The organism is Methylobacillus sp. MM3 (assembly GCF_001645185.1).
Lineage (GTDB): Bacteria > Pseudomonadota > Gammaproteobacteria > Burkholderiales > Methylophilaceae > MM2.
Window position 1 is genome coordinate 259,771 of record NZ_LXTQ01000011.1, and the last position, 17,402, is coordinate 277,172.

At 57.9% G+C, this 17,402-nt stretch carries 22 protein-coding genes; 15 read left to right on the forward strand and 7 right to left on the reverse strand.

Annotated elements, in window-relative coordinates:
* The 3 genes from A7976_RS05510 to A7976_RS05520 are packed head-to-tail and all read left to right on the forward strand — an operon-like array spanning position 1 to position 1,972.
* The gene (locus tag A7976_RS05510) at positions 1–399 is read left to right on the forward strand and encodes a flagellar biosynthesis repressor FlbT (protein ID WP_067108326.1); all 399 of its coding nucleotides are present in this window, start codon (positions 1–3) and stop codon (positions 397–399) included.
* Positions 380–772 (forward strand): flagellar biosynthesis regulator FlaF, encoded by a 393-nt coding sequence (gene flaF, locus A7976_RS05515; protein WP_067108328.1) that lies wholly within the window; start codon positions 380–382, stop codon positions 770–772. Before A7976_RS05510 ends, flaF begins: the two co-directional genes overlap by 20 nt.
* 6 nt (positions 773–778) lie before the next feature.
* Positions 779–1,972, forward strand: coding sequence for a lipopolysaccharide assembly protein LapB (locus tag A7976_RS05520; protein ID WP_067108331.1), 1,194 nt, complete (start codon positions 779–781; stop codon positions 1,970–1,972).
* On the opposite strand, the gene serB is transcribed toward A7976_RS05520, so the two are convergent.
* On the reverse strand, positions 1,969–2,805 hold the full coding sequence (serB, locus tag A7976_RS05525; protein WP_067108334.1) for a phosphoserine phosphatase SerB: 837 nt from the start codon (positions 2,803–2,805) through the stop codon (positions 1,969–1,971). The two genes, A7976_RS05520 and serB, sit on opposite strands and share 4 nt — an antisense overlap.
* A 133-nt stretch (positions 2,806–2,938) precedes the next feature.
* Here serB and sucC point away from each other — a divergent pair, with 133 nt between their 5' ends.
* From sucC to A7976_RS05555, 6 genes are all read left to right on the forward strand, one after another.
* Positions 2,939–4,099, forward strand: a complete 1,161-nt coding sequence (gene sucC / locus A7976_RS05530; RefSeq protein ID WP_067108337.1) for an ADP-forming succinate--CoA ligase subunit beta — start codon at positions 2,939–2,941, stop codon at positions 4,097–4,099.
* Between the two features lie 8 nt (positions 4,100–4,107).
* On the forward strand, positions 4,108–4,989 hold the full coding sequence (gene sucD / locus A7976_RS05535; protein ID WP_067108340.1) for a succinate--CoA ligase subunit alpha: 882 nt from the start codon (positions 4,108–4,110) through the stop codon (positions 4,987–4,989).
* A 3-nt stretch (positions 4,990–4,992) separates the two neighbouring features.
* Complete coding sequence (locus A7976_RS05540; RefSeq protein WP_067108343.1) at positions 4,993–5,937, forward strand: ankyrin repeat domain-containing protein; 945 nt, start codon at positions 4,993–4,995, stop codon at positions 5,935–5,937.
* Positions 5,938–5,986: 49 nt separating this feature from the next.
* The gene (locus tag A7976_RS05545) at positions 5,987–7,594 is read left to right on the forward strand and encodes an NAD+ synthase (RefSeq protein WP_067108346.1); all 1,608 of its coding nucleotides are present in this window, start codon (positions 5,987–5,989) and stop codon (positions 7,592–7,594) included.
* A 15-nt stretch (positions 7,595–7,609) separates the two neighbouring features.
* On the forward strand, positions 7,610–7,948 hold the full coding sequence (locus A7976_RS05550; RefSeq protein ID WP_067108348.1) for a P-II family nitrogen regulator: 339 nt from the start codon (positions 7,610–7,612) through the stop codon (positions 7,946–7,948).
* A gap of 90 nt (positions 7,949–8,038) precedes the next feature.
* The gene (locus tag A7976_RS05555) at positions 8,039–8,401 is read left to right on the forward strand and encodes a DMT family protein (RefSeq protein WP_205633455.1); all 363 of its coding nucleotides are present in this window, start codon (positions 8,039–8,041) and stop codon (positions 8,399–8,401) included.
* 27 nt (positions 8,402–8,428) lie between these two features.
* Here A7976_RS05555 and feoB read toward each other — a convergent pair whose 3' ends face one another.
* The 6 genes from feoB to A7976_RS05585 form a co-directional block, all read right to left on the reverse strand.
* Complete coding sequence (gene feoB, locus A7976_RS05560; protein ID WP_067108351.1) at positions 8,429–10,219, reverse strand: ferrous iron transport protein B; 1,791 nt, start codon at positions 10,217–10,219, stop codon at positions 8,429–8,431.
* 33 nt (positions 10,220–10,252) lie between these two features.
* Positions 10,253–10,504, reverse strand: coding sequence for a FeoA family protein (locus tag A7976_RS05565; protein WP_067108354.1), 252 nt, complete (start codon positions 10,502–10,504; stop codon positions 10,253–10,255).
* A gap of 132 nt (positions 10,505–10,636) precedes the next feature.
* Positions 10,637–11,428 (reverse strand): peptidylprolyl isomerase, encoded by a 792-nt coding sequence (locus A7976_RS05570; protein ID WP_067108357.1) that lies wholly within the window; start codon positions 11,426–11,428, stop codon positions 10,637–10,639.
* A gap of 37 nt (positions 11,429–11,465) precedes the next feature.
* Entirely contained in the window at positions 11,466–11,735 is a 270-nt protein-coding gene (locus A7976_RS05575; protein ID WP_067108360.1) for a BolA family transcriptional regulator, read from the reverse strand.
* Entirely contained in the window at positions 11,732–12,034 is a 303-nt protein-coding gene (locus tag A7976_RS05580; RefSeq protein WP_067108363.1) for a YciI family protein, read from the reverse strand. The genes A7976_RS05575 and A7976_RS05580 overlap by 4 nt, the downstream gene beginning before the upstream one ends.
* The gene (locus tag A7976_RS05585) at positions 12,034–12,567 is read right to left on the reverse strand and encodes a septation protein A (protein ID WP_067108366.1); all 534 of its coding nucleotides are present in this window, start codon (positions 12,565–12,567) and stop codon (positions 12,034–12,036) included. The genes A7976_RS05580 and A7976_RS05585 overlap by 1 nt, the downstream gene beginning before the upstream one ends.
* 90 nt (positions 12,568–12,657) lie before the next feature.
* On the opposite strand from A7976_RS05585, the gene A7976_RS05590 reads away from it, so the two are divergent.
* From A7976_RS05590 to scpB, 6 genes are read left to right on the forward strand one after another with little or no spacing between them, the layout of a single operon-like run.
* Positions 12,658–13,509 carry a 3',5'-nucleoside bisphosphate phosphatase gene (locus tag A7976_RS05590; RefSeq protein WP_067108368.1) on the forward strand — a complete coding sequence of 284 codons (852 nt, stop codon included), beginning with the start codon at positions 12,658–12,660 and terminating at the stop codon, positions 13,507–13,509.
* Positions 13,510–14,136, forward strand: a complete 627-nt coding sequence (locus tag A7976_RS05595) for an L-threonylcarbamoyladenylate synthase (RefSeq protein WP_067108371.1) — start codon at positions 13,510–13,512, stop codon at positions 14,134–14,136. It abuts the gene before it with no gap.
* 1 nt (position 14,137) lies between these two features.
* Positions 14,138–14,776: a site-2 protease family protein gene (locus tag A7976_RS05600; protein ID WP_067108374.1), complete on the forward strand. Its 639-nt coding sequence runs from the start codon at positions 14,138–14,140 to the stop codon at positions 14,774–14,776.
* Positions 14,777–14,798: 22 nt separating this feature from the next.
* Positions 14,799–16,001 carry a tryptophan--tRNA ligase gene (locus A7976_RS05605; protein WP_067108376.1) on the forward strand — a complete coding sequence of 401 codons (1,203 nt, stop codon included), beginning with the start codon at positions 14,799–14,801 and terminating at the stop codon, positions 15,999–16,001.
* Positions 16,001–16,780, forward strand: coding sequence for a ScpA family protein (locus tag A7976_RS05610; RefSeq protein WP_067108379.1), 780 nt, complete (start codon positions 16,001–16,003; stop codon positions 16,778–16,780). The genes A7976_RS05605 and A7976_RS05610 overlap by 1 nt, the downstream gene beginning before the upstream one ends.
* Positions 16,767–17,327 (forward strand): SMC-Scp complex subunit ScpB, encoded by a 561-nt coding sequence (gene scpB, locus A7976_RS05615; RefSeq protein WP_067108382.1) that lies wholly within the window; start codon positions 16,767–16,769, stop codon positions 17,325–17,327. Before A7976_RS05610 ends, scpB begins: the two co-directional genes overlap by 14 nt.
* The last annotated feature ends 75 nt before the right edge of the window (positions 17,328–17,402 follow it).

A 17,402-nucleotide genomic window follows, 5' to 3' on the forward strand; every position in this document is an offset into this window, starting at 1 on the left:
ATGGCGCTAAAGTTAACTCTGAAACCCAATGAGAAAGTCTTTATTGGGGGCGCGGTTGTCCAGAATGGTGATAATTCTGCAGAGCTGAGCATTCTGAACGATGTTCCACTTTTGCGAGAGAAAGATGTATTGACCGAGCAAGAAGCCGATTCCGCATGCAAGCAGGTGTATCTGTGCGTGCAATTGATGTATATGGACAGGAACAATCTGTCTGCCTACCAGCGCAATTACCAGCGGTTGATCGAGGAGATACTGGTGGCAGCGCCGGCGACGGTGGATTACATTGCCGAAATCAACAATGACCTGGCTTGTGGCAGGTATTATCAGGCCATGAAGTGTGCACGCAAACTGGTGAATTTCGAACAGGAGTTAATCAAGCATGTTCAACAATCCGCTTAAAGCCTATCAAGCTGTTGAAAGCGCTACCCTGGATGGGCGCGCGCTCGAAGCCAGCCTGTTGATCAAGTCTGCGGCCCGCATGGCGGCCGTGCAGCAGAACTGGGATGCGCCGGAACGGGAAGCCATGCTGGACGAGAGTCTGCGTTACAACCTGCGCCTGTGGACGGTGTTCCAGGCCGAGATGGCGAACAAGGACAACCCGATTCCCGCAGAAATCAAGCGCAATCTGCTTTCCCTCTCTGCGTTCGTTGACAAGCGCACCTTCGAGGCCATCAGCTATCCCGAACCGGCCAAACTCGATATCCTGATTGCCATCAATCGGAATATTGCCGCAGGTTTGCAGCCCGTTAGCAATTCGGCTGTCGCTCCTTAACCAATTATGGCTTCCGATCCTTTTTCCGTCAGCGGCAACATATTTGATGTCATAGGACAGGATCGGTCCGCCCAGCGCTCGCAGTTGGCGCAATATGCGCTGCAGCGAGCTGCTCAGCAAATGCAGAGCAATAACCTGAAGGAGGCCATCACTAGCTTTAGGCAGGCTCTTGCTTCCGACCCTCAGAACACCACGGCACTCACCTATATCGGGAATATCAATCTCTCGATGGGCAATGTGGATGAAGCCGTCAAGGCGTTCAAGGACCTGGTCAAACTCGATCCGACTTCTTCCGATTTCCAGATCAAACTAGGTAATGCCTACCTGCAAGGCAAACGCTACAATGAGGCAGAGATCACCTTCAAGTCCGCTGCCAGGCTGGACCCCAGGAATCCCTTGCCCGAATATACCCTGGGCATTCAGTATGTCCAAACGGACCGTCTGCAGGAGGCGGAGGCGCAGTTCCGCAAGGTGCAGCGCATGGTACCGACCGATGGCAACGTTTACTATGCGCTGGGTGCCTTGCACAACAAGCAGGGCAGATACGAGGAATCGGTGCAGGAACTGAAAACCGCATTGTCGCTCAAGCCCAAGTTCTACGAGGCTAACTATGAATTGGGCGTGGCTTACACGCATCTTGGTCAGGATGATGAAGCAAACCGACAACTGCAGATTTTGAAGGGCGCGCGCTCGGCATTGACCACAGACCTCAGTTTTGAAATCAATCGGCCGAAGATTCTGTTTGTGGATGGCTCCAATAGCGGCTTCAATCTGAGCCTGGGGCCCGGCACGCAGCTGTGGATGCTCGACCCGGTCAATTTGACTGCGCCCGGATCAAGCAAAACCTTTTCAGTCAACATCCAGTTCAGCACCCAGATGGACAACACGTCTATCGCTCAATTGAGCAATTGGACGATTTCACGCGCGAAAAGCACTGCCGGCGGCTACTACAACAATAGTCCCACCGGTTTCGTGACCACCACCGAGGTGCAGATTGCCAAGCGGCCGCTTTCAGTCGTTTACAACAGAACCACCATGCAGGCCACAGTGACGTTCATGGTTAGCCAGAACAGTACCGGCAATGCCACCATAGATCCCAAGCACTTGCTATTCCAGTTCAGCGGCCAGGATGCCTATGGTCGTAGCATGAATACCGCAGCTGACGAGATTGACGGCCGCACCTCGGTCAAGGCTTTTTAAGCGGGTGAAAGCAGGTTGAGCGCACCGTCCAGTCCGGTGTTGCTGATGGCGTAAGTTGCCTGCGCGCGTACTACGGGTTTAGCGTGGTACGCGATGCCAATGCCGGCTGCGGCCATCATCTTCAGGTCGTTGGCACCATCGCCGATGGCGACTACTTGCTCGGAACTGAGCCCGAGTTCAGCACGTATGCGATTCAGCCAGTCCGCCTTGCCTTGTGCATCCAGCACATCCCCTAACACGCGACCGGTCAGCTTGCCATCGATGATTTCCAGTACGTTGGCATGGGCGTAATCCAGCCCGACCCGCTGTTTCAGCCGCTCTGTAAAGAAAGTAAATCCGCCGGAGACCAGCAGGGTCTTGATGCCGCGTGCCCTGAGTGCTTCGAGCAGCGTGAGTGCCCCCGGATTGAGTTGCAAGCGCTCGTCATAGACGCGCTGCAATGCCGAATCATCCAGTCCGGCCAGGAGCGTAACCCGGCGGCGCAGGCTTTCGGCGAACTCGATCTCGCCGCGCATCGCGCTTTCAGTGATCGCCGCAACCTGCGGCTTGAGGCCTTGCATGTCGGCGATTTCGTCTATGCATTCGATATTGATCAGCGTGGAATCCATGTCCATCACCACCAGCCCGATATCGTCCAGCGTATGCTCGTCTTTCACGAAGGCACAGTCGATCTTGTGGGTCTCGCAATAGGCCGAAATTTCCGGATTGGGAGCGGTGTCCGACAGCACATAGGCGTGGCTTGTCAGTGGACGAAAAACCCGTTGGCCGTTAAGGGTGGAGAGATGGGCAAGATGTTCGGGCAGCAGGTTCTGCCCCTGGATCACGAGACGCATAGGAAAATTGGCGAAAAATGAGCCGCGATTATAGCATCGCGCCCGGAGATCACGTTTTAACGATGCGCCAGTACTGGCTTATTCGGGGGTTTTCCGCCAAAATTGCAGCATTTCCCCTGTCTTTGGAATCACCATGAATTTGCATGAGTATCAGGCCAAGCATTTGTTGCAACAATATGGCCTGCCGACGCCGCGCGGCATCGTGGCGAATGATGCGGAGTCGGCTGTTGCCGCTTCGCGCGAGCTGGGCAGTTCCGCCTGGGTTGCCAAGGCGCAGATTCACGCCGGCGGGCGCGGCAAGGCGGGCGGCGTCAAGGTGACCCGCTCGCACGATGAGCTGCAGAATCTCGCTACTCACCTGTTGGGCAATCACCTCGTCACGCAGCAGAATGCACCCGACGGTCAGCCGGTGCATCGCCTGTTGATCGAGGAAACTCTGCCCATCGCGCGCGAGCTTTATCTTTCGCTGCTGGTGGATCGTTCGGTCGAGCGCGTCGTCGTCGTGGCTTCGGCAGCAGGCGGCATGGAAATCGAAGAAATCGCCCATGAAACGCCGGAGAAAATCCTGCGCGAAGTGTGCGATCCTTTGCTCGGCCTGGTGGATTACCAGGCGCGCAATCTCGCTTTCGCGCTCGGGCTCGCCGGCGAGCAGATCGGTGCCTTCACCAAGCTGCTGAAAGGCCTTTATCGCCTGTTCAAGGAAAACGATCTCGCGCTGCTGGAAATCAATCCGCTGGTAGTGACCGAGTCCGGCACGCTGGTCGCACTTGATTGCAAGATGAGCGTGGACGACAACGCGCTCTATCGCCAGAAAGGCCTGGCAGAGCTGCGCGACTGGAGCCAGGACGATCCCAAGGAAGCCGAGGCGCACGCCAGCGGACTCAACTACATTGCCCTGAACGGCAACATCGGCTGCATGGTCAACGGTGCCGGTCTCGCAATGGCGACCATGGACCTGATCAAGCTGCACGGTGGCATGCCGGCCAACTTTCTCGACGTGGGCGGTGGCGCGACGGCGGAAACCGTGGCGCGCGCCTTCAAGATCATCCTCGCCGACAGCAACGTCAAGGCGATCCTGGTCAATATTTTCGGCGGCATCATGCGCTGCGACATCATCGCGGAAGGCATCATTACCGCCGTGAAGGAAGTCGGCGTTCAGGTTCCGGTCGTCGTGCGTCTCGAGGGCACGAACGTTGAATTGGGCAAAAAAATGCTGCGCGAAAGCGGACTGTCCATCATTTCCGCCGATGGATTGACCGATGCGGCCAAGCAAGCCGTGGCTGCCGTGGCATAAGGAATCACATGAGCATACTGATCAATAAAAATACCAAGGTGCTGTGCCAGGGTTTCACCGGCAAGCAAGGCACTTTCCACTCCGAACAGGCACTGGCCTACGGCACGCAGATGGTTGGCGGTGTCACGCCAGGCAAGGGCGGGCAGATGCATCTGAACCTGCAGGTGTTCAACACCATGCGCGATGCGGTCAAGACCACCGGCGCCCAAGCATCCGTGATATACGTTCCGCCGGCATTTGCCGCGGATTCCATCGTCGAAGCGGCGGATGCCGGCATAGAACTGATCGTCTGCATTACCGAGGGCATTCCGGTGCTGGACATGCTCAACGTCAAGGCGGCGCTGGTCGCCAACGGCGCCAGACTGGTCGGCCCCAATTGCCCGGGCGTAATCACGCCGGACGAGTGCAAGATCGGTATCATGCCGGGATCGATTCACAAGCGCGGCAAGGTCGGCATCGTGTCGCGCTCCGGTACGCTCACCTATGAAGCGGTGCACCAGACCACGCAGCTTGGCCTCGGACAGACCACCTGCGTCGGTATCGGCGGCGATCCGATCAAAGGCCTCAATTTTATCGAGTGTCTGGAAATGTTCGAGGCCGATCCGGAAACCGAAGCCATCATCATGGTGGGCGAAATCGGCGGCGCGGATGAGGAGGCTGCAGCGGAGTTCATCAAATCCAACGTCAAGAAACCCGTCGCAGGTTATATTGCCGGTCAGACCGCCCCCAAGGGCAAGCGCATGGGACATGCCGGCGCGATCATTTCCGGCGGCAGCGGCCGTGCGGAAGACAAGATGCTGGCGCTGGAAAAGGCCGGCGTGGTCGTCGCCAGTTCTCCGGCCGGGCTGGGCGAAGCCGTGCTGGCCGCCATTAAAGCAAAAGGACAATAACTAATGAAGTTCATCCTGCGTAGCCTCCTGCTTCTGTTGTCGTTGTTGCCCATGGTCTCCATGGCGGCCGAAGATGTGCCGTACCTTCTGGCGGCTTCCGCACGCGGCGACGTAGCCATGGTACGCGCCATCCTCGACAGTGGCGCCAGCGCCAACACCAGGGATTCGGAAGGCATCACCGCGTTGATGTATGCGGCGCGCAAGGGCAATGCCGAGGTTGCGCAGGTATTGCTGGAGAAGGGGGCGGACGTCAACGCCAAGGACGGCGACGGCTGGACGGCGCTGATGTATGCCGCAAAGAAGAATTTTGTCGATACCGTGCGCGTGTTGCTGGAAAAAGGCGCCGATACCTCCGTGCGCGACCAGGCTGGCTGGAGTGCGCTCGGCCTTGCAACCACTTCCGGTTTCAACGAGGTAGTCAGCCTGCTGATCAAGGCCGGGGTCAATCCGAACGCGCGTAGCGACGACGGCAGGACAGTGCTGATGTTCGCCGCGAAAAGCGGCCAGCTTCCAACCCTCCAGACTTTGCTGGACAGCGGGGCCGACGTATCCGCACGCGATCGCAACAAGATGACGGCCCTCATGTATGCGGCGCGCGAAGGCAATCTGGATGCGGTGAGGGCGCTGCTCGATGCAGGAGCCAAGGTCGGCGATCAGGATCATACGCGCTGGACGGCGCTGAGCTGGGCGGTCAAGAAAGGTCGCGTGGAAGTCGCTGAATTGCTCATCGACAAGGGCGCCGATGTCAACATCAAGGATACTAATGACGAATCCCTGCTGCATCTTGCCGTCGAAAATGGCTCCAAGGAGATGGTGGGCCTGCTGCTAGCCAAACGCATCAATGTCAAGGCCAAGGATGGCTACGGGCTGACCGCATTGGTGTATGCGATGAAAAATGGCGAGAAGGACATCGTCAAGATGATCAAGGATGCGGGCGGCAGCTATTGAGTCGCCTCACTGCCTGCAAACCCGGCCACGACCGTAGCTGATTTCCCTTATGAAACTTGCGATAGCGCAAATCAATTGCACTGTCGGTGATCTTGCCGGCAATGCATTTAGAATCTTGGAAAGCTGTCGACGTGCCAGTGAAGCTGGCGCCACACTCTTGCTGACGCCCGAGCTCGCTCTCGCCGGATATCCGGCTGAAGACCTGCTGCTGCGCGAAGATTTTTACCAGGCATGCGACACCGCGCTCGGCTCATTGGCAGCATCGGTCCCGGCGGGCCTCACATTGATCGTCGGGCATCCGGCACAGCAGGATGGCAAGCATTTCAATGCCGCCTCCGTGATTCGCGAAGGCAGGATATTCGCGACTTATCACAAACAGAAGCTGCCAAATTATAGCGTTTTCGATGAAGTTCGATATTTTGAGCCGGGCGACGAGCCGCTGGTTTTCGAGCACGAAGGCGTCAGAATCGGCGTCGTTATTTGTGCCGATGTCTGGGAGCAGGAGCCGGCAATACGCGCCCGCAGAGCCGGCGCTCAATTGCTGCTGGCCTTGAATGCCTCGCCGTATCACCTCGAAAAGCAGCTGACGCGTTACGAGGTGCTGCGCGAACGCGTGCGTGAGACTGGCTTGCCCATTGTTTACGCCAATCTGATCGGCGGTCAGGATGAGCTGGTGTTCGACGGCGCCTCCTTTGTATTGAACCGCGAAGGGCTTCTGATGATGCAGATGCCCGCGTTCGAGGAAGCTTTCGGGCTCGTTGAGTTCGACGGCGCCGAGCCGCTGCCGGCCGAAGTGATTCCCGAAGAGCCTCTGGAAGCGGCCGTATACAAGGCGTTATGCCTTGGCGTGCATGACTACATCGTCAAGAACGGTTTTCCCGGCGTGGTTCTGGGGTTGTCCGGCGGTATCGATTCCGCGCTGACACTGGCGATTGCCGTGGATGCATTGGGCGCGGAGCGCGTACGTGCCGTCATGATGCCCTCGCGCTTCACCGCTGACATCAGCCAGAACGATGCTGCACAAATGGCGGAAAACCTGGGCGTGCATTACACCGAATTGCCGATCGAACATCTGTTCGAAACATTTCTCGATTCCCTGGCTGGGGAGTTCGAGGGCCTTCCGTTCGATCTCGCCGAAGAGAATCTGCAGGCACGCATACGCGGCACCTTGCTGATGGCGCTCTCGAACAAGTTCGGCTCCATTGTGCTGACCACCGGCAACAAGAGTGAAATGGGCGTGGGATATTCAACACTTTATGGCGATATGGCTGGCGGGTTCTCGGTATTGAAAGACGTGCCCAAAACCATGGTCTACCGGCTCTCGCATTACCGTAACTCTGTTGCGCCCATCATTCCGATGCGCATCATTACCCGCGCTCCATCGGCGGAGTTGCGGCACGATCAGACCGACCAGGATTCGCTGCCACCCTACGAAATCCTGGATGCGATCATGGAAGCGTACGTCGAATACGACAGAAGCCCGGCGGAAATTGCCGCGATGGGTTTCCGGACGGAGGATATCCGCCGGGTCGTGACATTGATCGACCGCAACGAATACAAGCGCCGCCAGGCACCGGTCGGCGTGCGCATCACGCACCGCGGATTTGGCAAGGACCGGCGTTATCCGATAACATCGAAATATAAATTCGAATTCTGAAGGAGGAGAAATACCATGAAAAAAATTGAGGCCGTCATCAAGCCATTCAAGCTGGATGAAGTGCGCGAAGCGCTCTCCGAGATCGGCGTTGCCGGGCTGACGGTAACCGAGGTAAAGGGATTCGGCCGCCAGAAAGGGCATACCGAGCTCTACCGCGGCGCAGAGTACGTGGTCGATTTTCTTCCCAAGATCAAGATGGAACTGGTGGTGGCGGACAACCTGCTGGATGCCTGCATCGAAGCCATCGTCAAATCCGCGCGTACCGGCAAGATCGGCGACGGCAAGATATTCGTTACCCCGGTGGAGCAGGTGATCCGCATCCGTACCGGCGAGACCGGCGAAGCCGCTGTCTGATTTACGTCTCAAGAGCAGCAACTGGCGGGCGCATGGCAATCTTGCGCTCGCCTTCGGGCTGCTGCAACGTCATCACCCTGAATTCCGCGTATGAGTAGTCTGCTATCCTTGCCTCCCTGGATGCAGGCCGCCGGATTGCTCGTCATGTCGAATGTATTCATGACATTCGCCTGGTACGCGCACCTCAAGAATCTCAACGACAAACCCTGGTGGATCGCTGCGCTGGCAAGCTGGGGTATCGCGCTTTTCGAATATTTTCTGCAGGTACCTGGCAATCGTATCGGCTATACCACGGTGAGTCTCGCCCAGCTCAAGATCATGCAGGAAGTGATCACGCTGGCCGTGTTTATCCCTTTTGCCGTGTTTTACATGCAAGAGCCCATCAAGCTGGACTATTTATGGGCGGGACTGTGTTTGATGGGGGCGGTGTATTTCATGTTCAGGGCCGGGTGAAGGCAGCCCTGAACCGTAACGTTTTCTTCAGAACCCCAGGGCGCGCGCGCCTTGGTAAAAGGCGAAGCTTACCATCCAGGCCAGCAGCAACGACCAGCCGATGGAAAGCCACATGAACCCGGAACTGCGGGATTCTGTCTTGAGCGTGGCGATGGTCGAGAGGCACGGGGTGTAGATCAGCGTGAACAGCATGAAGCTCATCCCTTGCACCCAATCCAGTCGCTGCGCCATCAGCTGCATCAGTTCATCTCCTTGCAAGCCGTAGATCACGGCGAGCGAGCCCACCACGATTTCCTTTGCTACAAACCCGAAAATCAGCGCAATCGCGAGCTGGGCATCGATGCCTATGGGCGTCAATACCGGCGAAAGCACCTGGCCTATCATGCCGGCATAAGTATCAATGCTGGCAGGAGCGGTGCCGCTCGGGTAATTGGTGAGCGCCCAGACCAGCACCACGCCGGCAATGATGAATTTGGATGCACGGTTGAGGAAGTGCCCGACCTCCTGCCAGCCGCGCAGGACGATCTGGCGGGGGGTAGGAAAGCGATAGGGCGGCAGTTCCAGTATGAAGGGCTCGTTGCTGTGGAACTGGCTCTTGAACAGCAAGGCGCTCAGGAACGTCACGGCAAAGCTCATCAGGTACATTGAGAACAGCACCAGCGGCGCCTGCTGCGGCGTGAACAGCACGGCGGTCATGAAGACGAACACCTGCAAGCGTGCCGAGCAGAGCGAGAAAGGGATGACCAGCATGGTCAGCAGGCGCGAAGCGCGATTACGCATCACGCGCGTGCCCATCAGCGCGGGCACGTTGCAACCGAAGCCCATCAGCAGCATCACGAAACCGCGGCCGTCCAGGCCCATCTTCGCCATCAGCGCATCCATCAGGAAAGCTGCACGGGAAAGATAGCCGCTGTCTTCGACCAGCGTCATCACCAGGAAGAACAGGATAATGATAGGCACAAAAGCTGCCACGGTACCGACGCCATTGTATATGCCGTCCAGCAGCAGGCCATGCAGCCATCCCGGCCAGGAGGCCATCATCGGCTCCAGCAGGTCGCTGCGGCCATGATCCAGCAACCAGGCTACTCCGTCCTGCAACGGGGCGCCGACGGTAAAGATCAACTGGAAAAGCAGGTAAAGCGCGGCAAAGAAGATCGGCAATCCCAGCCAGGGATGTAGCAAAAGCTTGTCCAGCCTGGACGTAAGCGCATCCGTCAGTTGCACCGGCATCTGCACCGCGGCTTTGACGATTTCTTCCATCTGACGCTCGATTTTGTCGTCCGAGTCGAGCTGCGCGCGCAATTCTTCGGGAGCGGGGTGGGCGGTAGCGTTGTTCATGGTTTGCGCTGCCAGTTGCAGCGCCTGCTGGAATCCCTCGCCGTATTTGGCGCTCAGCATCGCCACCGGTGTGCCGAGGTGTTGCGACATGATGGCGGGGTCGACGGTAATGCCGCCGCGCTTGGCCTCGTCGACCATATTGAGCATCAATACCGTGGGCAAGCCGAGGTCGCGCACCTGCAAGCCTAGCGACAACTGGCGATCCACCTGCGATGTATTGAGCACGAGGATGACCAGGTCGATCTCGTTGTTTTCAAGAAAGTGCCGCACGACTTGCTCGTCGTCGGAGAAACCGTGCAAGTCGTAAATGCCCGGCAGGTCGATCAGTTCTGCGATATGGCCGCCAAGCAATATCTTGGCGCTCATCAGGTCCACGGTAATGCCGGGCCAGTTGCCCACGCGGGCCGAGGCGCCGCTGATGCGGTTGAACAGGGTCGATTTGCCCGTATTGGGCATGCCCAGGAGTGCGATTAATTTCATTAAGTGTATGTTCGGCGCAGCTGGCGGAGCAGCTCAGTTGTGTGGAGTGGCTGAATCCTGCGAAATCTGGATGCGATGAGCTTCGGCGCTGCGCAGTATGACATCGGTCGTGCCGATGCGCACGTGTAGCGGGCCATGGAAGCGGGCGCGGCGTATCAGTTCGATGCGCTTTCCAATGCGGAAGCCCAGGGCATTGAGTCGCTGATGCAGGCCTTCTTCCGCCGTAATGGCGTGGATGGTCGCAGACTCTCCGGGTTTCAGGCTGTCCAGGCTGAGGGTTAACATGGCAATGGCGCAAGTAAATAAGAATTGTTCTTATTATTGCATAACCATCTTGAGGTGCAAGGGCTTTGACCGGTGCTCCTGAAATAAAAACGGCGCCTTGACGGCGCCGCTGGAGCTTGCCATACGCAAAGCTTAGTTGGCGACAACCTTGGCTTTTGCGCGCAGGTCGCTCAGCATCTTTTCCAGATTGCGTTGCTGAACCTGTTTCTTCAGATTGTCCTTGACCTTGTCATAGGCGGGCGGTTGGGCGGTACGGGTGTCGTCCAGCTTGATGACGTGCCAGCCGAACTGGGTTTGCACTGGGGATTGGGTAATCTGGCCTTTTTTCAGGGTGCCGAGCGCGTCGCTGAACGGCTTGACCATAGCAGCCGGGGGGAACCAGCCCAGTTCGCCGCCCTTGTCCTTGGAGCCGGTATCCTTGGATTTTTCTTTTGCCAGCTTGGCGAAATCGCCGCCCTTGCCGAGTTGAGCGATGATGTCCTTGGCTTCGGCCTCGGTTGCAACCAGGATATGGCGTGCGCTGTACTCCTTGTCGCCGACCTGCTGTTTGAATTTGTCATATTCGGCCTTGAGGTCGGCTTCGCTGACGGTGGTTTTCTTCAGGAAGTTCTCGATATAGGTATTGACCAGCAGTTCGCGGCGCAGCAGTTCTTCCTTGGCAACATAATCGGGTTGCTTGTCCATTCCCTGCTTCTGGGCTTCCTGCACGACCAGTTCGCTGCTGATCAGCTTGTTGACGATAACGCTGCGAACGTTCGCGTCAACGTTCTGGCCGCGCGCGGTAGCATCCTTGGCGATGTAGTCCACGAGGGATTGCTTGATGGGTTTGCCGTTGACGGTGGCGACATTGGCGTCGGCGGCTTGCGCGGAAGGGAGCAGCAGGCCGAAAGCGATGGCCAGCAAGGTTTTTTGTGTCAGATTCATCAGGATTCCTTGTAATGAGGATGGGATGGAATGGTAGTTAACGATCTTCAGGAGCGTAAGCGGATATGCTCAATGCATGAATGCGCGATGGGATAAGTTCTTGAAGCGCCTGGTAAATTATGCGATGGCGCATTATCTGCGATTTGCCGGAAAAATGCGAGCTGACCACCGTAAGCGTGAAATGTCCGCCGCCTTTGTTGCCGGCATGGCCGGCATGCTGTGCGCTGTCGTCCACAATTTCGAGCAATTGCGGCTCCAGCGCTGTCAGACGGCGGCGAATTTCGTCCTGTAGATCGGAATGGTTCAAGCGGGCAGGGTTTTACGGAAAGGTTGCACGGTAATGCCGGAAAACACGCCGCCGGTGACGAAAGAGTCGGACTCTGCCCACGCCTTGGCTTCGGCCAGCGAAGGGAATTCGGCGACGATGAGACTGCCGCTGAATCCGGCTGGGCCGGGGTCGACGCTGTCGATGGCAGGAAACGGCCCTGCCAACAGCAGGCGACCTTCCTCCTGCAACTGCTTCAGCCGTGCGAGATGCTCAGGCCGGTTGGCCATGCGCTTTTCCAGGCTATTGGGATGATCCGTGCCGATAATGGCGTAGAGCATTATTCCGGTTCCTTCATGTATTTGCCCAGGAACAGGCTCTGCAGCACAACAAAGACCAGCATCAGCCCCATCGTGCCGAAAAGCTTGAAATTGACCCAAGTTTCCGTGGCGAAGTTAAAAGCCACATAAAGATTGAGCAGGCCCATTATTGCAAAAAAGCCTGCCCAGGCGTGGTTCAGTTTGCGCCAGACCGGTTCGGGCAGCACAAGCTGTTTATCCATGACAGCGCGGATGAGGTTTTTGTTCCAGAACATCTCGGCGGCAAAGAGCACAATAGCAAACATCCAGTACAGCACGGTCGGCTTCCACTTGATGAAGGCTTCGTTGTGCAGCAGCAGGGTCGCGCCGCCGAAAACGACGATGATCACGCCGCTGGCGATGAGCATGCCATCCACCTTGCCATGCCTGTATTTCACCCAGCCGATCTGCGCCAGCGTGGCAGCGATGGCGGCAGTCGTCGCAGCATAAATGCCCATCGTCTTGAAAACGATGAAGAACAGGATGACGGGGAACAGATCAAATAGGAATTTCACGTGGGAGAGGGGCTAGCTAACGTATCGGTCGGGCTGCTATTTTGCTATGATTCTGCTTGGCTCACAAGAGCGGTTCATGTACGCGATCCTATGCCTTCCCCTTTTGACCTTCACAGTCATTCCATTGTTTCCGACGGCACACTTACGCCGACCCAGCTCGTCGAGCATGCCGCGGCTCAGGGCGTGCGCGTGCTGGCGTTGACCGATCACGACGATATCGGCGGACTGGCCGAAGCGGCCGAGGTTGCTGCACGTCACAATATCGCATTCATTAATGGGGTCGAAGTTTCCGTCACCTGGCATAAACGCACCATTCATGTCGTCGGACTCAAGGTTTCGCCTGCACACGAGCCCCTGGTGAAAGGATTGGAGGCGATACGCGCCGGGCGTCATGCGCGTGCCGAAGGCATGGCCGCCGGTCTCGATGAAATCGGCATTACCGGCAGCCTGGAAGGTGCTTACAGCTATGCCAAACGCGGCATCATCAGCCGCTCGCACTTTGCTCGCTTTCTGGTTGAAACCGGGCATGCGAAAGACATTTCCGCAGTGTTCAAGAAATATCTGGTCAAGGGCAAGCCGGGCTATTTCGAGCACCGTTGGGCAGAGCTGGACGGAGCCATCGGCTGGATCACCGGCAGTGGTGGCGTTGCGGTATTGGCACACCCGGGACGCTACGATCTCGGCCGTACCAACATGGCGACATTGCTGGCGGAATTCCGCGAATTGGGCGGCGCCGGTATCGAAGTCGTGACCGGCAGCCATACGCCCGAGCAATACGGTCATTTCGCGCGTCTCGCGCACCAGTTCGGTTTTCTTGCATCGCTGGGTTCCGATTACCACGGACCCGGGCATGGCTACATGGATATGGGGCGACTTCCGGATTTGCCGCCCGGTTGCGTTCCTGTGTGGCAAGATTGGCCGGAAGCAGAAGCTATTCACTAAATGGCCCAGTTTTTTTCGATACATCCCGAAAGCCCGCAGTCCCGGCTGATTCGTCAGGCCGTGGAGATTTTCCGTAGCGGCGGCGTGGTCGCCTACCCGACGGACTCCAGCTATGCGCTGGGTTGCGCCCTGGGCGACAAGAATGCTCAGGAACGTATCCGGACAATACGCGGCGTGGACGAGAGTCACCATTTCACGCTGGTTTGCCGTAATCTGGCGGAAATTGCCGTGTATGCGAAAGTGGATAATAGCCAGTTTCGCCTGCTCAAGGCCAACACCCCGGGCAGCTATACTTTTATTTTGCAAGCGAGCCGCGAAGTCCCGCGCCGCTTGCAGCATCCCAAGCGCAGCACCATAGGATTGCGCGTGCCGGATCACGCGGTGACGCTGGCGCTGCTGGAAGAGCTGAACGAGCCGCTGCTCAGCATGACCTTGATGCTGCCCGGCGACGAAACGCCGCTGAGCGAGGCTTGGGAGATACGCGACCGACTGGAAAAACTGGTGGACCTGGTCATCGATGCGGGAGCTTGCGACGTGCTGCCGACGACGGTGATCGATCTGACCGGGGAGGTGCCGCAACTGATACGTCGCGGCAAGGGCGATCCTGCCCGTTTTGGATTGGAGTGATATGGAATTAAGCCTGATACAGCAGATTTCGATTTATGCCTTGCCGGTGATCTTCGCAATCACCGTGCACGAGGCTGCGCACGGCTATGCCGCCCGCCATTTCGGCGACATGACGGCCGCAGCAGCAGGGCGCATCACGCTCAATCCGCTGAAGCACATCGACCCCATTGGTACCGTGCTGGTGCCCTTGTTGAGCATGCTGGTCGGAGGCATCCTGTTTGGATGGGCCAAGCCCGTTCCGGTCGATTTCAGCCGTTTGCGCCACCCCAAGCGCGATATGTTGTGGGTTGCCGCTGCCGGGCCCGGTTCCAATCTGGTGATGGCCCTGTTCTGGGCCGTGGTCTACAAGATGGCCGCCACGATGCCCGAAAGCTTCGTGCTGCCGATGGCGCTGATGGCAAAGGCCGGCATCATGATCAACGTGGTACTGATGGTGCTCAATCTGTTGCCGTTGCCGCCATTAGATGGCGGGCGCATCGCGGTCAGCCTGTTGCCGCATCCATATGCCTGGCAATTTGCCAAACTGGAGCGCTACGGATTCATCATACTGATAGTGCTGTTATTTACCGGCATCCTCGGTAAAATCCTGTGGCCGTTCGTGAATGCCGCCATGGCGGCGATTTCGTGGCTATTTTCTTAAAACTAAAAGGCAAATCTGAATCATGGCTGTAGAGCGCGTTTTATCGGGCATGCGCCCCACCGGTAACCTGCATCTGGGACACTATCATGGCGTCCTCAAGAACTGGCTCAAGCTCCAGCACGAACAGGAATGCCTGTTCTTCGTTGCCGACTGGCACGCGCTCACCACGCACTACGACACACCGCATGTGATCGAGGAAAACGTCTGGGAAATGGTCATCGACTGGCTTGCCGCCGGCGTGGACCCCGCCAGCGCTACCATTTTCATCCAGTCGCGCGTGCCTGAGCATGCCGAACTGCACACGCTGCTGTCGATGATCACGCCGCTGGGCTGGCTGGAACGCGTGCCGACCTACAAGGACCAGCAGGAAAAGCTCTCCAGCAAGGATTTGTCCACCTACGGCTTCCTCGGCTATCCGCTGCTGCAAAGCGCAGACATCCTGATATACCGCGCCACCCAGGTGCCGGTGGGCGAGGACCAGGTGCCGCATATCGAATTCACGCGCGAAATCGCACGCCGCTTCAACCACATTTATGGCCGCGAACCAGGCTACGAGGAGAAGGCCGAGGCCGCGATCAAGAAGCTGGGCGGCAAGCGCGGCATGCTTTACGACGAACTGCGTACCCGTTATCAGGAATCCGGCGATGAAGAGGCGCTGCTGTCGGCACAGGCCATGATCGAAGAGCACCAGGGTCTGTCGCTGGGCGACCGCGAGCGCCTGCTGGGCTACCTCGAAGGCGGCGGCAAGATGATTCTGGTTGAACCGGAAGCCAAGCTGACCCCGGCCTCGCGCATGCCGGGGCTGGACGGGCAGAAAATGTCCAAGTCCTACAACAACACCATTTCGCTGCGTGAAGACCCGGACACGATTTCAAAGAAAATCCGTACCATGCCGACCGACCCGGCGCGCGTGCGCCGTACCGACCCGGGCGAGCCGACCAAATGCCCGGTGTACCAGCTGCATGAGGTCTATTCCGATGACAACACCCGCGACTGGGTGCAGCAGGGTTGCCGTGGCGCCTCCATCGGCTGTATCGAGTGCAAGCAGCCGGTCATCGACGCTGTGCTGGTCGAGCTGAAACCGATCCAGGAGCGTGCCGCCGAATATGCGGCAGACCCGACACTGGTGAAAAACATTGTTGCCGATGGCTGCGAAAAAGCGCGCAAAATGGCGCGGGAAACCATGCGCGACGTGCGCGAGGCGATGGGGTTGGGCTACAACTGATGATTCCCGCCGCCAGTGCTCGCATCCATGGCGAACTCCTGGCGGAACTGCCACAGGATCTCTATATTCCGCCGGACGCGCTGGAAATTTATCTGGAAAGTTTTGAAGGCCCGCTCGACCTGTTGTTGTATCTGATTCGCAAGCACAATCTGGATATTCTCGATATCCCGATGGCGGACCTGACGCAGCAGTACATGGATTACATCGAGAGGATGGGTGCGGGCAAGCTGGAGCTGGCTGCGGATTATCTGCTGATGTCGGCGATGCTGATCGAGATCAAGTCGCGCATGTTGTTGCCCAAGCCGGCGGAAATCGAGCAGGAAGACGATCCGCGCGCCGAACTGGTGCGGCGCCTGCTGGAGTACGAAGCGATCAAGCTGGCTGCGCAAAGGCTGGACGATATGCCGCAAGTGGGGCGCGAGATGCTGGTGGCGCAGGCCTATTACGAGCATATTCCGCAACAGCAATTACCCGGCGTGGCGATGGATGAACTCTTCGCCGCATGGCAGGACGTGCTGAAGCGCGCCAGCCATTTCACGCATCACAAGGTGAGTCGCGAGGAGCTTTCGGTGCGCGAGCACATGAGCATGATCCTGCGAAAACTGAACGCCGAACCCTTGCTGGAATTCGTTGCATTGTTTGATTTGAAGGAAGGCATTCCCAAACTGGTGGTGTGTTTTCTGGCGATTCTGGAGTTGGCGCGCGAAGGCTTGGTCAGGCTGACGCAGCAAGCGGCGTTTACCCCGATATACGTGCAGGCAAGCGATGGCCTCCGTTGAAACCGGCAATATCCGCCACCTGAAGAATGTGCTGGAAGCCGCGTTGCTGACGAGCCGCGAGCCGTTGTCGCTGGATGACCTGTTGCGGCTGTTTGAAGACCGCATGGATCGCACCACGCTGCGCATGCTGCTGGATGAGCTGAAAACCGACTGGCAGGGCCGCACGCTGGAGTTGGCGCAGGTGGCGAGCGGCTGGCGTTTCCAGGCGCGCGCCGAATATTGGCCGTATCTGGCACGGCTCAATCCTGAAAGGCCGCAGCGATATTCGCGCGCGGTGCTGGAAACGCTGGCGATCATTGCCTACCGGCAGCCGGTAACGCGTGGCGACATTGAGGAAATTCGCGGCGTCGCGGTGAACCCCAACATTATCCGCACGCTGCAGGAGCGGGGATGGATAGACGTCGTCGGCCACCGTGAAGTGCCGGGAAGGCCGTCGTTGCTGGCGACGACCAAGACGTTTCTGGACGACCTGAATTTGCGTTCGCTGTCGGAACTGCCTCCGCTGGAGCATTTTCCGCAGCACGAAATACCGCTGGATTTGGAATAAAAGCTTTTCACCACGGAACGCACGGGAGAGCATAGAGAATGCCTGGTTTTCTCAATGTCCTCCGTGATCTCCGTG

Excerpts from the sequence above, each read along its gene's own strand:
- flaF (WP_067108328.1), top strand. The coding sequence starts at position 380 with ATGTTCAACAATCCGCTTAAAGCCTATCAAGCTGTTGAAAGCGCTACC.
- A7976_RS05595 (WP_067108371.1), top strand. The coding sequence starts at position 13,510 with ATGGCCCAGTTTTTTTCGATACATCCCGAAAGCCCGCAGTCCCGGCTG.
- sucC (WP_067108337.1), top strand. The coding sequence starts at position 2,939 with ATGAATTTGCATGAGTATCAGGCCAAGCATTTGTTGCAACAATATGGC.
- A7976_RS05545 (WP_067108346.1), top strand. The coding sequence starts at position 5,987 with ATGAAACTTGCGATAGCGCAAATCAATTGCACTGTCGGTGATCTTGCC.
- A7976_RS05550 (WP_067108348.1), top strand. The coding sequence starts at position 7,610 with ATGAAAAAAATTGAGGCCGTCATCAAGCCATTCAAGCTGGATGAAGTG.
- sucD (WP_067108340.1), top strand. The coding sequence starts at position 4,108 with ATGAGCATACTGATCAATAAAAATACCAAGGTGCTGTGCCAGGGTTTC.
- A7976_RS05565 (WP_067108354.1), bottom strand. The coding sequence starts at position 10,504 with ATGTTAACCCTCAGCCTGGACAGCCTGAAACCCGGAGAGTCTGCGACC.
- A7976_RS05580 (WP_067108363.1), bottom strand. The coding sequence starts at position 12,034 with ATGCTCTACGCCATTATCGGCACGGATCATCCCAATAGCCTGGAAAAG.
- A7976_RS05600 (WP_067108374.1), top strand. The coding sequence starts at position 14,138 with ATGGAATTAAGCCTGATACAGCAGATTTCGATTTATGCCTTGCCGGTG.
- A7976_RS05590 (WP_067108368.1), top strand. The coding sequence starts at position 12,658 with ATGCCTTCCCCTTTTGACCTTCACAGTCATTCCATTGTTTCCGACGGC.
- A7976_RS05605 (WP_067108376.1), top strand. The coding sequence starts at position 14,799 with ATGGCTGTAGAGCGCGTTTTATCGGGCATGCGCCCCACCGGTAACCTG.
- serB (WP_067108334.1), bottom strand. The coding sequence starts at position 2,805 with ATGCGTCTCGTGATCCAGGGGCAGAACCTGCTGCCCGAACATCTTGCC.
- A7976_RS05555 (WP_205633455.1), top strand. The coding sequence starts at position 8,039 with ATGAGTAGTCTGCTATCCTTGCCTCCCTGGATGCAGGCCGCCGGATTG.
- A7976_RS05510 (WP_067108326.1), top strand. The coding sequence starts at position 1 with ATGGCGCTAAAGTTAACTCTGAAACCCAATGAGAAAGTCTTTATTGGG.
- A7976_RS05520 (WP_067108331.1), top strand. The coding sequence starts at position 779 with ATGGCTTCCGATCCTTTTTCCGTCAGCGGCAACATATTTGATGTCATA.
- feoB (WP_067108351.1), bottom strand. The coding sequence starts at position 10,219 with ATGAAATTAATCGCACTCCTGGGCATGCCCAATACGGGCAAATCGACC.
- A7976_RS05610 (WP_067108379.1), top strand. The coding sequence starts at position 16,001 with ATGATTCCCGCCGCCAGTGCTCGCATCCATGGCGAACTCCTGGCGGAA.
- A7976_RS05570 (WP_067108357.1), bottom strand. The coding sequence starts at position 11,428 with ATGAATCTGACACAAAAAACCTTGCTGGCCATCGCTTTCGGCCTGCTG.
- scpB (WP_067108382.1), top strand. The coding sequence starts at position 16,767 with ATGGCCTCCGTTGAAACCGGCAATATCCGCCACCTGAAGAATGTGCTG.
- A7976_RS05540 (WP_067108343.1), top strand. The coding sequence starts at position 4,993 with ATGAAGTTCATCCTGCGTAGCCTCCTGCTTCTGTTGTCGTTGTTGCCC.